We start from the raw sequence: 16,484 nt of genomic DNA, 5'->3' as shown, positions 1-16,484 counted from the left end.
ATGGTCCGCGTCCGGGGCGCCGAGGAGAACAACCTGCGCGGCGTCGACGTCGACGTCCCCCGGGACGCAATCGTCGCCTTCACCGGGGTCTCGGGTTCCGGAAAGTCGTCCCTGGCGTTCGGCACCATCTATGCGGAAGCCCAGCGCCGCTACTTCGAGTCCGTGGCTCCCTACGCCCGACGGCTGCTCTCCCAGGGACACAATCCAAAGGTTGGTCAGATCAGCGGGCTGCCGCCCGCCGTCGCGCTCCAGCAGCGCCGCGGCACGCCCAGTTCGCGGTCCACGGTCGGCACCCTCACCACTCTGTCCAACTCGATGCGGATGCTCTTCTCCCGCGGCGGAACCTACCCCTCAGGCCTCGAGCCCGGCAGCCTGGACTCCGACGCGTTCTCGCCGAATACCGCCGCCGGTGCCTGCCGGGAGTGCTCTGGCCTCGGCGTCGCGCACACCGTGACCGAGGACTCGCTGGTCCCGGACCCGAACCTCACCATCCGCGAGGGTGCGATCGCCGCCTGGCCGGGGGCGTGGCAGGGCAAGAACCTCCGCGACATCCTGATCCACCTGGGCTATGACGTCGATGTGCCCTGGCGGAAGCTGCCGCAGAAGGACCGGAACTGGATCCTGTTCACCGAGGAGCAGCCGGTGGTGACGATCACCCCGCAGCGTGACCGGGTGGCCAAACCGTACAAAGGCCGCTTCTGGAGCGCCCGCAGCTACGTGCTGCACACCCTCGCCGACTCCGCCAGCGCGAAGATGCGTGAACGGGTGCTGGAGTACATGGTGTCCGGACCGTGCCCTGTGTGCGGGGGAGCGGGCCTGCGTCCGGAAGCTCTGGCCGTCACCTTCGCCGGACGGAACATCGCCGAACTGAACAGTGCCACGCTGGCTGAGCTGGCGGACATCATCCGCCCCACGGCGGAACTGCAGTCCGCCGGCACCGCGTCCCGTTCCGCGGCCTCCAATGAGGACACCGAGGTGGCGGTCACCATCACGCGCGACCTGCTCGCCCGGCTCGACGTGCTGATCAGCCTGGGCCTGGGATATCTCAGCCTCGCCCGTGCCACCCCCACCCTGTCACCGGGGGAAGTGCAGCGGCTGCGGATCGCCACTCAGCTCCGCTCAGGCCTGTTCGGGGTTGTCTACGTGCTGGACGAGCCTTCGGCCGGTCTGCACCCGGCAGACGCCGAACCGCTGCTGGAGGTGCTGCAGGAGCTGCGCGACGCCGGCAACTCGGTCTTCGTCGTCGAGCACAACATGGATGTGGTCCGCAACGCGGAGTGGGTCGTCGACGTCGGTCCGCAGGCCGGCGACGGCGGCGGCACCGTGCTGTACAGCGGCCCCGTGGCCGGGCTGGCCGATGTGAAGGACAGCGCCACCCGCCCGTTCCTGTTCGGAGAGGCCGATCGGCCGGCGCCGCCGCGCCGGAGGCCCGAGCAGTGGCTGTCCCTGAAGGGCATCACCCGGCACAACCTCCGGGACCTGGACGCGGAGATCCCGCTCGGCGTGATGACCGCGGTCACCGGGGTGTCCGGCTCCGGCAAGTCCACCCTGGTCAGCCAGGTCCTGGCCGAGACCGTGGGCACCGAGGTGAACGGCGCCCCGCCCGCCGCCGAGGACCATGAGGACGGCGAGGGCGACGTCGGCTCCGCATCCGGCGTGGAAACGGCCCGGGAAACGGCGGCAAGGGTCCGCAGCATTTCCGGCCTCGAGCATCTGGACCGCCTGGTGCGGGTGGACCAGCGGCCCATCGGCCGCACTCCGCGCTCCAACCTGGCGACGTACACGGGACTGTTCGACGCCGTGCGGAAGCTCTATGCCGGTACCGATGAGGCCAAGGCACGCGGCTACACTGCCGGCCGGTTCTCCTTTAACGTGGCCGGCGGGCGATGCGAAACGTGCCAGGGGGAGGGGTTCCTCGCCGTCGAGCTGCTGTTCCTGCCCGGCACGTACGGGCCCTGCCCGGTGTGCCACGGTGCCCGCTACAACGAGGAGACCCTGCAGGTCACCTACCGGGACAGGACCATCGCGGATGTGCTGGGCATGCGGGTCGAAACCGCCGCGGAGTTCCTGGCCGATGTGCCGGCCGCGGCGCGCAGCCTGGGCGCGCTGCTCGACGTCGGCCTCGGCTACCTTCGGCTGGGACAGCCGGCGACGGAGCTCTCCGGCGGTGAGGCGCAGCGGATCAAGCTGGCCACGGAACTGCAGCGGGCCCGGCGCGGCCATACCCTGTACCTGCTGGATGAACCGACCACCGGCCTGCACCCGCAGGACGTGCAGCTGCTGCTGGCCCAGCTGAACCGGCTGGTGGATGCCGGCAACACCGTCGTCGTCGTCGAACATGCGATGGACGTGGTGGCGGCGGCCGACTGGGTGATCGACATGGGCCCGGCCGGCGGCGACGAGGGTGGCCGGATCATCTGCGCCGGCACCGCCGGGGATGTCGCCGTGTGCAAAGCAAGCCGCACAGCACCGTACCTGACCGCCGCGCTGGAACGCCTGGCCTGAGGACCGGCGGCCCCGGCGCGGTCTCAGCCGCGGCGGAACCCGCCTTCGCTGCTGATCGTCTGGCCCACCACCCACCGGCCCTCGTCCGAGACCAGCCAGGCAATCAGGCGCGCCGGGTCATCGGGCGCACCCATCCTGCCCGCGGGGAACGCGGCACGGACATCCTCAAGGACCTCCAGCGGGCGGTCCGCGGTTTGGGCGTCCAGGTAACCGGTGTTGACCGGACCGGGATTGACGGTGTTGAGCAGGATGCCGCGGTCAGCGAGGTCGGCAGCCACCGAGGCGGTGACCCCGGCCAGGGCAGCCTTCGAAGCGGCGTACGCGATTTCACCGGGCATCGGTCCCAGGAGCTGCCCGCTGGTGAACCAGATCACCCGGCCGCCCGGGCGTCCGTCATGCTGGTCGGCGAAGCGGGCCGTGGCCAGGAGGACGGACCTGGCGTTGACGGCCCAGTGCGTATCGAGCATCTCTGCGTCCAGGGACTGAAGGGGACCGTCCCCGCCGCTGCGCGCGTGGTTGCAGACCAGGATGTCCACATGGCCCAGCGTGGAGGCCGCGGCGTCGAGCATGGCTGCGGGGGCGTGGGGATCGGCGAAATCGTGCTCGCCGTGCGCCAGCCGGGCTCCGGGCTGCAGGCGGTCGCGCAGCCCGTCCATGACGGCGTCGACGTCGTCCCCGCCCCACGGCTGCTCGGCGTCATGTGGCGCGTAATGCTGCAGGTACAGGCTGGCGCCCATCTCCGCCAGACGGGCGGCAACGGCACAACCGATGCCGGCGCGGCGGCTGACGCCGGTGACGACGGCGGTACGTCCAGCCAGGGGAGGAGAAGTCATCCGCCCATGCTACTGCGGCGGATGCGGCCTGCAGGGATGCCCGCCGACACGGCGGTCAGCGCCGGACCAGAGCCGGTCTAACCGAACCTCAGGTCGAGCACCTCCGGGCCGGCAGTCCAGGCCAGCTCGGGATCGGGGCCGCGGTAGTGGAAGAAGCCCCGCAGCGCCTGCTGAGCGGTATCCAGATCGACCACGGCTCCGCTCGGGACAAAAGCAGGGCCGCTGGGAATCCTGATTTCCGTTTCGCCGGGTCCGGTAATCGTGCCGAGGACGCGCCAATCGGCGTCGTCACGGACCGTGGGCGTGCAGTGGACCACGAATCCGGTCCGGGCGCTTCCCATCGCCTCGAGGAGGCTGTCGAGCCGCTGCATCCGGAGGGGGCCGGAGACGGCGCTGTCCCAGGAGGCAAGTGCAGTCAGCGCCGCGGCGCGGGCATCGTCCGTGCGGGCGTACTCGCGTCCGTTCAATGTCCAGACGTCCCGTGGCGGCGCCGCCCGGCTCACGTTCAGGCCGAGCCGGATGGTGTTGCCGGCCATGAGGCCGAGGGCGTTGGCGGGAATGAGGACGACCCACAGCCTGGACCAGGGATCGCTGAGCTGGGACAGCAGGAGACATTCAGCCACGACGACGAGAATGAAAACGACCGTGACCCGCGCCTCGGGGACCAGGCTGCGCACGAGGCCGCCACCCACCAGCCCTGCGACGACCAGGGCAAGGATTTCCAGCCCGTAGGCGCCGCCGACGAGGGAGAAGGTGGCCGCGAACAGCGCGGCGGCGCCGGCCAGGATGAAGGCCAGGAAGAGGCCGGTGTAGCGCAGGAAGCGCTGAAGCGGTGAGGAATGGGTAGTGCCAGTCATTTCGTGCCTATTCACCTGTTATCAGGAACTTGCCGTATTCCACTCCGGTCAGGACCCCTGCACCGGTGGCCCCGGAGCGGAGGAGGGCGTGGCCGTTGACTCCACCCCCGTGCAGGAGCCCGGACAAGGTGCTGGTGTTGGTTCGAGCGGCCTGCGAGAGAGTGCTGGAGGGAGAGGGGCCGCCGGGAAGGTGCGTCAGGCCCCCGCCGGTCACTGCCGACCAGAGGAGGTCCTGTGAACGCACGGGGTCACCGGTGATGGATTTGTCAGCCAGGGTGCCGGCGACGCCGCCGCCGCTGCCCAGCGCCGTCGTCCGCCACAGCGTCTGCATGGTGGTGCTGGCGGTGCCGTTGGCCATCGTGTACACCTTGTGGCCGCCCGCCTTGGCCAGGGTTCCTCCGGCCGGCCCGGCGAGGCCGCCGATCGCACCGCTGATGGCGCCGCCGGTCATCGCGCCGGCCAGGGATCGCCAGTCCTTCACGCCGCCGTTCTTGACCACGTGGATCAAACCGCCGCCCGCCGCGCCCGCCGCCCCGTTGACGCTGGCATTGATTGCCACATAGCCGCCCAGCCGCGACACCGAGGACGACGTGGCCATCGCTGCACGGGCAGCGCCGAATGCCGCGCCGCCCAACACGCCGCTGACTCCGACCGCCGCCGACTGTGCCCAGTTGACCTCGCCGGTGGTCGCTTTCTGGATCACAACGTCGGCACCGAAACTCATCAGCCCCAGGCCCGCCGCCTGCCCGCCCGGGACAAACATCAGGGCGGCGCCGCCGACCACGGCCACCCCGCCGGCGACGTACTCCCAATTGTCCTTCATCCAGTCCCCGGCGGCGGCGAGGGCGCCCTGGCTCTGCCCGTCGTAGGCCTTCAGCTCCTCATCGGTCATGGGGCGCAGGCCGGTGGGATCGCTGGTGTTGAGGGGGTTGTTGCCGGCGTAGGCGTAGGGGTTGCCGTCCCACCCGGCACCGAGCACGGGCGGAAGCGGGTCGGTGGACAGGAACCCTGGCGTGGAGGGATCGTACGCCCGCCGCCCGAGCCATTCCAGGCCGGCGACGCCGAGCCCGCCGCCGGCGGTGAGGCTGAGTTCCGGAGGAAGGCCAGGGGCCGCCAGAGCGCCGAGCGTGCCCGCACCGACCGGCGTGGCGGCAGCGGGCTGGGGAACCGGCGACGCGCCGACGACCGCCCAGGGATCGGCCGGATCGGTGGGGCGGGCGGCCCGCCAGGTGGGGGAGAGCCACGTGCTGCCGACGCCGGTGATGCCGCCGGGCAGGTTAAGGACCTGCTGGTCGGCGATGCCGGCGAGGGTGGGAATGGGGTTGGCAGTGTCCCACCAGAGGTCGCAGCCGTCGACAGCGGTCAGCTCGCCCAGGGCGTCGACCCACAGCTGATGACGGGAAGCGGCGTTTCCGCTTGGTGAGCGTTCGATGACCGCCGCGAGGTAGCCGGTGGGGCCCCAGGCGTAGTCCGTCGAGGACCCGTCGGCGCGGGTGAGGCGGATCCGTCGGCCCAGCCCGTCATACACGTACTCCACTCCGGATCCATCGGAAGTGAGGACGGCTGCGAGCTGGCCTGATGAGTCGTAGCGGTAGGTCCGGGTTCGGGCCGGGCTCAGTTCGCGGATCAGGCGTCCGCCGGCGTCGTACTGCCATTCCGACACCGTGTCGGAGCTGGTTGAGGGCAGGCTGCCATCCTGCCCGGTGGTGGCGGCGGCGACGAGTTGTCCGGCGTTGTCGTAGGCGTAGCGGGTTGTTGTTCCGGCGCGGGTGAGGCCGGTGATCCGTCCGTCGTCGTCCCTGCCGATGAGGGTCATGGCGGTGCCGGTGCCGGTGGTGCGGGTGTGTTCGGCCAGGTGGCCGTTGCGGTAGGCCCAGGTTTGGATGAGGTCGCCGGCGGTGGCGGTGGTGAGCCGACCGGAGGCGTCGTAGGCGAAGGTCGCGTCGCCGAGGCGGGGGTTGCTGACCGTGACTAGGCGGCCTGCCGGGTCGCGGGTGTAGGTGGTGGTGGTTCCGGTGGGGTCGGTGTAGGCGGTGCGGTGCCCGTCCGCGTCGTAGGCCCAGGTCATGCCCTGGCTGCCGCGGGTGCGGGAGGTCAGCTGCCCGCGCCGGTTGAATCCGAGTTCGTGCTCGATGACCAGCCCGTCGGTGCCGGTGGAGTCCACGATCACGATGCGCCGGTTGAGCTTGTCGCGGCGTACCTCGGCCAGGACCCGCCCGTTGTAGGCGGTGGCGGTTTCCTGGCCGGCGGTGTCGTAGGTCCAGGTGGTGGTGTTGCCGTCCGGGTCGGTCTGGGACAGCTGCCGGCCGGCCGGATCGTAGGTTGCGGTGGTGACCCGGCCCAGCGGGTCGGTGACCGAGGCGACCTGGTCGGTGTCGGTGTAGGTGCGGGTGGTGGCCCCGCCCAGCGGGTCGGTGATCTTCACCAGCCGGCCGCGGGGGTCGTAGTCGAACCGGGTCCGCCCGCCGACCCCGTTGGTCGTTTCGATGAGTTCACCGGCCTGGTTGTATTTGAAGCGGCGGGTGCCGTACCAGGTGTCCTGGGCGAAGGTCAGCCGCCCGACCTTGTCATACCCGTACCGGGCCACGCCCTGGCCCGGGGTCCGGCGGCCGGTCAACCGGCCCGCCCCGTCATAGGTGAACGTCTCGGTTTCCCCGGTCGGCAGGATCCGGGCGATCACCCGCTGGTCCGCGTCGTACGCCAGCTCGGTGACCGCACCCAACGGGTCGATCGTCTTCCACGGCCGCCCGCAGTTGTCGTATTCGTACCGGGTGACCGCGCCCGTGGGTGAGGTGATCGAGGTGATCCTGCCCGCAACATCGCGGGCCAGGACGGTCAGCCCGCCTTCCCCGTCAAGCAGTTCCACCGGGTTACCGGCCGCATCGTAAGTCACCAGTTCGGCGGTGCCGTCCTCGGCTTCCACCCGGGTGGGGCGCCCGTACTCGTCGAAGGTGTAGGTGGTGGACGCGAACGCGTCCCGCAAGGTGGCGGTGCCGGTCTTCCGGTCCGTGGTCGCGTCGGCGCGGACTCCGGTCGGGTCGATGACGGCGGTCAGGTTCCCGACCGTGTCGTACTCGCGGTTCCAGTCGTTCCCGGCCGGGTCGGTGATCCGGGTCAGCCGGGACAGGGAGTCGTGGGTGAAGCCCCAGCGGGTGCCGTCGGGCAGGACCGCCGCGGTGACGTTGCCCAGGTCGTCAAAGACCCGTTCCACGGCCCGGCCGAGCGGATCGATGGTGCGGACCAGTTCCCCATTGCCCGCGTACTCGAGGCCGGTGCGGCCCCCGTCCGGTGCGGTGACCGCGGTGAGCCGGCCAGCGGGATCGTGCTCGAAGGACCAGACCGCTCCGTCCGGGTCCTCCCGGCGGGTGAGCTGCCCGGCCGGGTTGTAGGCGTAGCGGGTGAGGGCGCCGGAGGGGGTGGTCGCTTCCACCGGCCGGCCGGCCTGATCGCGGATGATGACCGCGGTGTCCCCGGCCGCGTTCGTCGTCGCGATCAGGTCCCCGAACTGGTCGTAGGTGAAGCCGATGGTGACCCCGGCCGGGTCGGTGACCTGCACCAGCAGGCCCTGCTCCCACACCAGTTCCGTCCGCCCACCCAACGCGTCGGTGACGACGGACGGGTCCCGGGTGATCTCGTCCGCGTAGTCGTAGGTGATGACCGACCCTGTGTCGGTGACCAGGGTGGTGATCCGGTCCTGATCGTCCCACCCGTAGGTGAAGTCCGCGCCCTCCGGCGTCACCGTCCGGGTCCGGCGGCCCCGCTCGTCATAGGCGTGGACGGTGACCGAGCCGTCGCGTTCGGTGAAGGAGACCAGGTTGCCGTGCCGGTCGTAGGCCATGGATTGGCGCTCGTCATGCGAGTCCCGGACCCCGACCAACCGGCCCCGCGCATCCGCGATCCACGAATTCGAGCGGGTGCCGTCCTCGTCCGAGACCACGGTCACCCGGCCGGGCAGGTAGGCGAACCGGGTCCGCCGCCCGTGCTGGGTCACCTGCAGCACGACCCGGCCGGACGCGTCGTACGTGTTCTCCGCCTCCAGCACCCCGGCGGCCGAGTACACGGCGTCGACCAGGCCCGCCTCGTTGATCCGGTACCGGCGGGTCCCCGCCGCCGTGGACACCTCGGTCAGCCGGCCGGCGTCGTCATACCCGTACTCCACCCGACGCCCGTCCGAGGCCCGCACCACGGCCACCCGGCCGCCCACATACTCCACCTCCAGCAACCGGCCCCGCACATGCCACAGGCGCGACACCACACCCCTGTCACCGGCGGCGGCGCCGGCGTCGGCGTCGGCACCGGCGGTCATGGAAGAATCACGGTCGACGGAGACGGTGCGGCCGGGCCCGGAGCCGGTGCCCAGCCAGGCGCCGGTGAGGGTGTAGGCCCACCAGGCGCCCTTGTTGTCCCGGACCACCATGAGGTGCCCGGTCCCGGCAGGAACCGACGCCAGCTCCGCCAAGGAGGGCGTGTCGGCCGGTTCGCGGGAGAGCCAGTAGTTCTCCTCCACAGCCCGGCCCCAACCGTCACCCTCGCGCGGGAAGTCCACCGCCCGACCGTCGGCCATCACCCACCGGCAACCCTCATCACTGAACACCAGACGCTGATCCAGCACCGAGGACCAACCCGGACCAAACACCCCCGGCGCCGCCGAAACTTCATCAGCGTCCTGCGCTGCCACGGCCAGCGAGTTATACATGCGGGACAGCACCAGGTTCGACGCGACCCCGGCGAAACCCAGATCGGTTTCCGGCTCAATGAAGTTGCCCGTGGCCGTGTTCACCGGATCATTCGCATACCCGGTCGTCGGCTTCGCGCCCCACGCCGTCGGCGGATCAATCTGCAGCGACGCCCGGGTCGCGCTCACCCCCGCCGCGGCCAGCGCCTCCGCCAACGCCGCATCGGACACCGTCGACACATTCCCCTCACCACCGGCAGCAGCAAACGCATCCGCCACCGTCACCGCCCACACCGCATCCGCCTCGTTGGCTTCCAGATATTGCCGGAAGGCGCGAATGACGCCCCCGGCGTCGATGTGGCCCCAATTGCACTGGGCGGCAAAGGAGGCCAAGTGGCCTTCCAATGTTCCCGGCGTGGAAGCCAGCGCGTCATCGAGAGTGCGGGAACGGGCGGCGAAGGTGCGCAGATGCGACGGTCGCGCCGAGGAGGTGCCGCCTCCGGCGTCGCCTCCGCTGCCCGGGGCAGGGGTCTGCCGGACCCCGTTGGCGGGGGCTGCCTGGGGAAAGGAAGGCGCGGGTGCCGGGTCCATGTTCGGCCGCGGGTCCGCGCCCCAGATCCAGTCCCCGATCTCCTCCAGCCAGCTGCGGTCGTTGTTCCGGCGGACCCAGGCGTTGTTCTCCTCCCGGCGGGCGTCTTCTTCCCTCGCTGCCGTGACCATGACGTCGACGTAGCCGGCGACGGTCCGCAGGGCGTCAGCGAGGGCGCCGGCATCTTGGCGGGCGACAGCGGCGTTGGCCTGGAAGACTTCGGAAAAGCGGCCCAAAAAGTCCTGTCCAGCGTCTGTGGCGTAGGAAAGGCGAGGACCCAACTGCATTTCGAGCCGCGACGCTGCGGACTCGAAAACCGACTTCATTTCGGCTGCCACGCCGTACACGAACCGTCCACGCGAATCGTCCGGCAACAACGGCATCTCAACGAACGTCACTGTCAGGGCCCCCAGATAAAAACACAGCTTGAATTGAAAGACTTGTCGGGTCGACGGTGTGGAGCGACCACGCTGCTTTTTGCTCCGTCGTCAACCGTCCGAAACCGGTATCAAGTACCGGGAGCGCCAAGGGGCCGGGCATCCGGCATGCCGCAGGAGCGGCGGGAATGCCCGGCCCTGGCGCGTGGGCACGTACGCTTAGGCGCCGCCGCCTGCGGAGAAGATGTTCTGGGAGATCTGCTGCAGCTGAGAACGCAGCTGCTCCAGCTCCTCGCGGGCCTTGTCCAGGGCGGCCTTGGTCTCGGGCCAGGTCGAGCCGCGGAACTGTGCCGCCAGCGGGCCGTCCCACACGTTCGGATCCGAGAGGATCTTGCCCTGCGCGTCCAGCGCCGAGATCTGATCCGTGAAACCGCCGTTGATGATCGACTGCACCTGGTTGATCGCAGTCTTCGCCTGCTCAGTAGACAACACCCGAGACATGAAAATCCCCCTCAAAAAATGTGTACCGGCTCTGCAGGCCGGCAACGGACGAAGGAACCTTATCAATTGGAGCTGGCGGGTTCCAAGAAGATGAACAGGGGCCGGCACTCTGAAGGCACCCCGCGGCCGGAGGGTACCCAGCGTCGAGGTGTCGCGCCTGGACCACGGCCTGGGGTCGGACCCGCCGACCGGCTGCGGTCATTCCTCCAAGTGCCATGGCATGGCTACCGCTTCGCGCGGTCAAACCTGTGGAGATAGCCAGGGGATGGGCAGGCGAAGGTGACCTGACCGGAACTGTACCGTCTTGGTGGAGAAACACCGTCGTGCGGGTCCCATAAGGCCCGTTCGAAGCCCCCCTATCTTGAGCGCCGGGTACTTCTCAAAGCGGCTCTTGACCACAGAAACATTGCGGCCACTGAAGGTGAGTTCCCCGCCCCCTTCGATCTCGATGAACAGTCCCCTTTGATTCGATGTGCATTGGATTCAGTTCGGAGTTGCATGGCCGGACGTAGCTGACTTGGCGGGCTGCTGACTCATAAGCCGCGATAGCTGGGACTGCCTCACCTTCTGTCGCCAGCATCCCGCCATCGGCCAGCAGGTCTATCACTGCATACCCGGTGTCTGTCTTGGTGAGCGCCAGGAAGGGTGGGCGCCCGCGCTGCCGAAGGCCGGGCGGCTATGGAGTCGGGCGGACGGACGGTCATTGCTTGAAGAGGCGTTCCTTTCGGAATCCCGAAACCGGAGGCCGTCGTCGAACTCTTCAGGCAGTGCACGCCTGCCGGTTCGACTCTTTTATCCCTGGTTGGTTGGCTGAGGGAGCTCTATGACGCTTCCATCGGGTGCGCGCAGGATGAAGGGGGAGCCGACCGTGGCATGAACTATGGGTCGGATCGTCAGAAGGAGGGTCATCAGGGCTCCTCCGAATACCAGCATCGATACGATCTGGTTTAGCAAGAGGGTCAAGCCAATGCACACACAGGCCAACAGTCCGGCAGCCAAGAGTGCCAGCCGGGCCAGTTTCCTGCGGTCCACGCCCACACTGACACCAGGCAGCTGCAGCTTTTGTGCCTGCCGGTCCTTGAGCAGAAAAAGCATCAGCAGCATCAAACAAAAGAACACCACGCCGGCGACGGCCACGGCAGCAAACACCTCGGTCATTGTCCACTCCTTTGGAAGTGTCTAATGGTGCAGTGGAAACATGTGAAAAACGTACCTGCTGCCTTGGCTTTAGGTTTCGATTTCATTCATCCAGCGAGGACTCCAGCTTCGACTAGTGCGGAGTGGGCGAACAGGCACTGGGCGTATAGGATGATAAGTAGTATCGGCGCCCCCAGAGCATGTGTTAGTAATATTTCGACTTTCGGCACGGAACGGGCATCATGCTTTCGCGTCGCGCGCCATGCGAAGGAGGCGGCGATAGGCGGCAGGGCCACGGCAATCCAAGCAGGAAAGCCATCCCTGCCAAATCGCCCGTTATATGAAATTACTGTTCCAAAAGGTACGGCAAAAAGGACAACGCCTGCGATCACTAGGCATCCCGCGAAAGTAGTAAAGGATAACACCCGAAGGAATTTATTAGCCTTGACTCCGGGCCGAATCTCGTGCTGCGTGTATGTGTTTTTCGGGTTTGCCCCGTCTTCAAGACTCAAGAAATCGTCCCCAATCCCACTCGGCCCTCTTATATGTCGAATTGCGATATATCACTTCCGCCACGAGTAAGGGTCCTGGTATTAGGGCAGCAGGCCATTCTTCTCTGCAGCATGCCGTGATCCCTCGTATATGCCATCGTATAGGCCACCCAGGAGTCCAACTGCAGACAGGAAACGGGCGGCTGCTGGACGGCCGTCCGGAAAGAAGACGAGCAGCACCGGGCCCGCTCAACGAAAAGCGTTAAACATGCGCGGGGTGTGAAAGGACCTGCGGCTGCGGGCCGGCGGTCAGTATGCCCGGCGCACAGAGCAGCCGGTACAGGAAGATGCAGGCGGCCGGGCGACCGCAGACGGCGCGGCAGCCCGGCCCCTGCACCGGGAAACCGCAGGCCTAGGCGCCGCCGCCCGCGGAGAAGATGTTCTGGGAGATCTGCTGCAGCTGGCCGCGGAGCTGCTCCAGCTCCTCGCGGGCCTTGTCCAGCGCCGCCTTGGTCTCGGGCCAGGTCGAGCCGCGGAACTGAGCCGCCAGCGGGCCGTCCCACACGTTCGGATCCGAAAGGATCTTGCCCTGCGCATCCAGCGCCGAGATCTGATCCGTGAAACCGCCGTTGATGATCGACTGCACCTGGTTAATTGCGGTCTTAGCCTGCTCAGTAGACAACACGCGCGACATATGAATCCCCCAATTCGTTGGCAGTCATGCTCCGCCGGACACAGGCAATGCCGGCGGCCGAACGACAGCGAGCCTAGCAATATGGCCGGTTTAAGCCAAGGAATGAAAAATGCGCCGGACGGGCCGTCCAGCTGCCACGACGTTTCCCGGAATGGGAAATGCAGCAGCAGCCGTTCGGTCCGCCCGGCGCGCGGTGACGCGAAGTGGTGAACCTACACGGAAGCCGGTTCCCGCTCGGCGTGGAAACGGCGTCCGTTGACCCGCTCCGAGGCGCCTACCCGGTCCAGATACGGGGTAATGCCGCCCAGGTGCATCGGCCAGCCGGCCCCCAGGATGACGCACAGGTCGATGTCTTCGGGCCCGGCCACCACGCCTTCCTCGAGCATCAGCCCGATTTCCTCGGCGAGGGCATCCTGCGCACGGCGCAGCACCTCCTCGGAGGTGGAGGGGGAGTCGCCGAACTCGAGCAGGTCCAGCGTCTCCTGTGGAATGTACTGCGAGCCGTCCTCGCCCTGCTGCCACAGCGATTTGATGCCGTTGTCGATGAGCCTCTGCTGGTTGGCGGAGACGTGGAACCGGCCGCCGAACGCGGCGTGCAGGGATTCCTGCACGTGCTGGCCCACCGGCAGGCCCACCAGGGCCAGCAGGTTGAACGGAGTCATCGGCAGGCCCATCGGGCGCAACGCGTTGTCCGCGACGGCGGCGTCGGTGCCCTCGTCGAAGACCTTGGTGATCTCGCCGAACATGCGCCCCAGGATGCGGTTGACCACGAACGCGGCCGCGTCCTTGACCAGCACGGCGGTCTTCTTCAGCTGCTTGGCCAGGGCAAAGGCGGTGGCCAGGACGGCGTCGTCGGTCTTCGGCGCACGCACGATCTCCAGCAGCGGCATCACGGCCACCGGGTTGAAGAAGTGGAAGCCCACCACCCGCTCCGGGTGCTGCAGATCCGCGGCCATTTCAGTCACGGACAGCGAGGACGTGTTGGTCGCCAGGATGCACTCGGGGGAGACCACGGCCTCCACCTCGGCGAACACCTGCTTCTTGACGCTCATCTCCTCGAACACCGCCTCGATGACGAAGTCCGCGTCCGCGAACACGTCCTTGGACACCGAGCCGGTGACCAGCGCCTTGGTGCGGTTCGCGGCGTCGGCGGACATCCGGCCCTTGGCGGCCAGCTTGTCCACCTCGGCGTGCACGTAGCCCACGCCCTTGTCCACCCGCGCCTGATCGATGTCGGTCATGACGACCGGCACCTTCAGCTGCTTCGCGAACAGCAGCGCCAGCTGACTGGCCATCAGGCCCGCACCGACGACGCCGACCTTGGTCACCGGGCGGGCGAGCTTGGGATCCGGGGCGCCGGCGGGCTTCTTGCCGCGCTTCTGCACCAGGTCCAGGAAGGCGTAAACCGTGTCGGAGAACTGCGGAGTCTGCATCAGCTCAGCCAGCGCGTCGCACTCAGCCTCGCGGGACTGCTCCTCGGTCCAGTTCTTACCGGCCTCCATCAGGTCCAGGACCTTGGCGGGCGCCGGTGCGGCATTGGAGGTGCGCTTTTCCACGAAGGCGCGCCCGGCGGCGACGGCGGCGTCCCACTCGTCGGAGACGGCGGCCGGATCGGCGACGGCGTTGGGCCGGTTCACGGTCTCCTGGCCGGTGATCACGCGGGCCGCCCAGGCCAGGGACTGCTCCACGAAGTCCGCCGGCTCAAACAGTGCGTCGGCGATGCCGAGCTTGTAGGCGGCCGGGCCGCTGAGCGTGCGGTTGTTGCTCAGGGGGTTCTCGATCATCACCTTCACCGCGTTGGCCGGTCCGATCAGGCGCGGCAGCAGGTAGACCCCGCCCCAGCCGGGAACGAGACCGATGAACGCCTCGGGCAGCGACAGGGCGCCGGCTCCGGTGGAGACGGTGCGGTAGTCGGACTGCAGCGCGATCTCCAGGCCGCCGCCCAGGGCGACGCCGTTGATGAAGGCGAAGCTGGGCACGCCCAGGGTGCCGAGCTTCTCATAGACCTCGTGGCCCAGGCCCGCCATGGCCCGGCCGTCGGCCTCCCCGACGAGGGACTTGGTGGAGGACAGATCGGCCCCGGCGACCAGGTAATGCGGCTTGCCGGTCACGCCCACGCCCACGATCTCGCCGGCGTCGGCGCGGCCGCGCAGGGTGTCCAGCACGTTGCCCAGCTCGATGAGGGTGTTCGGGCCGAGGGTGGTCGGGCGCCGGTGATCGGCGTCGTTGTCCAGGGTGATCAGCGCGAAGGTGCCGGCGCCGCCGGGCAGTTCCACGTCCTGGACGTAGGAGTGGGTGACGACCTCGTTGGGGAACATTTCCGCCAGGCGGGTGAATTCGGAAGAAGTCATGGGTCCTAGGCCTCCGGATCGGTGTTGTAGTCGGGGTGGTTGGGGTTTTCCCAGATGACGGTGCCGCCCATGCCCAGGCCGATGCACATGGTGGTCATGCCGTACCGCACCGAGGGATCCTCCTCGAACTGCCGGGCCAGCTGGGTCATCAGGCGCACGCCGGAAGAGGCCAGCGGGTGTCCGACGGCGATCGCCCCGCCCCAGCGGTTCACCCGCGGGTCGTCGTCGGCGATGCCGAAGTGGTCCAGGAAGGCCAGGACCTGGATGGCGAAGGCCTCGTTGATTTCGAACAGGCCGATGTCGGAGATCTCCAGACCGGCCAGGCGCAGCGCCTTCTCGGTGGAGGGCACCGGGCCGAAGCCCATGACCTCGGGCTCGACGCCGGCAAACGCCGAGGCGACCATGCGCATCTTCACCGGCAGGCCCAGCTCCTCGGCGGCGTCGGCGGAGGCCAGCAGCGCCGTCGTCGCGCCGTCGTTCAGGCCGGCCGCGTTGCCGGCGGTGACCCGGCCGTGCGCACGGAACGGGGTGCGCAGCTGCGCCAGGTCCTCCACCGTGGTGCCCGGCCGCGGCGGCTCATCCTGAACGGCCAGGGCCCAGCCCTGGCCCGGCTTCTTCACGGCCACCGGCACCAGGTCCGGCTGGATGTGGTTGCCGGCGTACGCCTTGGCCAGCTTCTCCTGCGAGGCGGCCGCGTAGGCGTCGGTGCGCTCCTTGGTGATGTGCGGGTACCGGTCGTGCAGGTTCTCGGCGGTGTTGCCCATGTTCAGGGCCGCAGGATCCACGATGCGCTCGGTCATGAAGCGCGGGTTCGGATCCGCCCCCTGGCCCATCGGGTGGTTGCCCATGTGCTCGACGCCGCCGGCGATCACGACGTCGTAGGCGCCGACGCCGATGCCCGCGGCGGTCGTGGTGACGGCCGTCATCGCGCCGGCGCACATGCGGTCGATGGCGAAGCCCGGAACCGTCTGCGGCAGGCCGGCCAGCAGGGCCGCGGTGCGGCCGATGGTCAGGCCCTGGTCACCGGTCTGGGTAGTGGCGGCGATGGCCACTTCATCGATGCGGTCCTTGGGCAGCTGCGGGTTGCGGCGGAGCAGTTCGCGGATGCACTTGACCACCAGGTCATCGGCGCGCATGCCGTGATACATGCCCTTTTCACCGGCCTTGCCGAAGGGTGTGCGCACGCCGTCCACGAATACAACGTCCCTGATCTGCCGGTTCCGGCTCTGTGGGCTCACGTCCAACTCCTCTTTGAGAGATATGAAATACGGCACAAGGTCCGCCTCGATGTTACTCGTGAGTAACTTAGGCCGCAACAGGGCAGCCGTACCGTCGGCCGCCGACCGGAGGGCGCCTCCGGGCGCGCCGCGAGCAGGCGGGCGCTGTTACCTGGCCCACAGTATACTGAGCGGTCGGTTACCTGAAGGGGTATCCGCAGACGTCTTCCCATCGGAGGCCGCAGCCGCCGTGCGAG

Annotated in this window: 9 protein-coding genes; 1 reads left to right on the top strand and 8 read right to left on the bottom strand. The window is 68.5% G+C overall.

Going from position 1 to position 16,484, the window contains the following annotated elements; all coding sequences use genetic code 11:
* Entirely contained in the window at positions 1–2,505 is a 2,505-nt protein-coding gene (gene uvrA / locus AC5RUW_RS07205; protein WP_494160210.1) for an excinuclease ABC subunit UvrA, read from the top strand.
* 23 nt (positions 2,506–2,528) lie between these two features.
* Here uvrA and AC5RUW_RS07200 read toward each other — a convergent pair whose 3' ends face one another.
* The 8 genes from AC5RUW_RS07200 to AC5RUW_RS07165 all read right to left on the bottom strand — a co-directional run bounded on the left by AC5RUW_RS07200 (position 2,529) and on the right by AC5RUW_RS07165 (position 16,248).
* Complete coding sequence (locus AC5RUW_RS07200; protein ID WP_494160046.1) at positions 2,529–3,338, bottom strand: SDR family oxidoreductase; 810 nt, start codon at positions 3,336–3,338, stop codon at positions 2,529–2,531.
* Positions 3,339–3,415: 77 nt separating this feature from the next.
* A complete protein-coding gene (locus AC5RUW_RS07195; protein WP_494160045.1) occupies positions 3,416–4,195 on the bottom strand; it encodes a hypothetical protein in 780 nt (259 codons plus the stop codon).
* 7 nt (positions 4,196–4,202) lie between these two features.
* On the bottom strand, positions 4,203–9,695 hold the full coding sequence (locus AC5RUW_RS07190; RefSeq protein ID WP_494160044.1) for a DUF6531 domain-containing protein: 5,493 nt from the start codon (positions 9,693–9,695) through the stop codon (positions 4,203–4,205).
* Positions 9,696–10,055: 360 nt separating this feature from the next.
* The gene (locus AC5RUW_RS07185; RefSeq protein ID WP_494160043.1) at positions 10,056–10,328 is read right to left on the bottom strand and encodes a pyrophosphorylase; all 273 of its coding nucleotides are present in this window, start codon (positions 10,326–10,328) and stop codon (positions 10,056–10,058) included.
* An 801-nt stretch (positions 10,329–11,129) separates the two neighbouring features.
* The gene (locus AC5RUW_RS07180; RefSeq protein WP_494160042.1) at positions 11,130–11,495 is read right to left on the bottom strand and encodes a hypothetical protein; all 366 of its coding nucleotides are present in this window, start codon (positions 11,493–11,495) and stop codon (positions 11,130–11,132) included.
* Positions 11,496–12,377: 882 nt separating this feature from the next.
* Positions 12,378–12,650 (bottom strand): pyrophosphorylase, encoded by a 273-nt coding sequence (locus AC5RUW_RS07175; RefSeq protein WP_494008250.1) that lies wholly within the window; start codon positions 12,648–12,650, stop codon positions 12,378–12,380.
* 221 nt (positions 12,651–12,871) lie between these two features.
* Positions 12,872–15,010 (bottom strand): 3-hydroxyacyl-CoA dehydrogenase NAD-binding domain-containing protein, encoded by a 2,139-nt coding sequence (locus AC5RUW_RS07170; protein WP_494160041.1) that lies wholly within the window; start codon positions 15,008–15,010, stop codon positions 12,872–12,874.
* Positions 15,011–15,015: 5 nt separating this feature from the next.
* On the bottom strand, positions 15,016–16,248 hold the full coding sequence (locus tag AC5RUW_RS07165; RefSeq protein WP_494160040.1) for a thiolase family protein: 1,233 nt from the start codon (positions 16,246–16,248) through the stop codon (positions 15,016–15,018).
* Positions 16,249–16,484: the final 236 nt, after the last annotated feature.

The sequence above is a fragment of the Arthrobacter sp. Y3222053 genome (genome assembly GCF_059092805.1).
This window is presented reverse-complemented; position numbering and strand designations above follow the sequence as displayed.

What these genes read in the sequence shown, in the direction of transcription:
- uvrA (WP_494160210.1), top strand. Translation starts at nt 1, where the DNA reads ATGGTCCGCGTCCGGGGCGCCGAGGAGAACAACCTGCGCGGCGTCGAC.
- AC5RUW_RS07200 (WP_494160046.1), bottom strand. Translation starts at nt 3,338, where the DNA reads ATGACTTCTCCTCCCCTGGCTGGACGTACCGCCGTCGTCACCGGCGTC.
- AC5RUW_RS07195 (WP_494160045.1), bottom strand. Translation starts at nt 4,195, where the DNA reads ATGACTGGCACTACCCATTCCTCACCGCTTCAGCGCTTCCTGCGCTAC.
- AC5RUW_RS07180 (WP_494160042.1), bottom strand. Translation starts at nt 11,495, where the DNA reads ATGACCGAGGTGTTTGCTGCCGTGGCCGTCGCCGGCGTGGTGTTCTTT.
- AC5RUW_RS07170 (WP_494160041.1), bottom strand. Translation starts at nt 15,010, where the DNA reads ATGACTTCTTCCGAATTCACCCGCCTGGCGGAAATGTTCCCCAACGAG.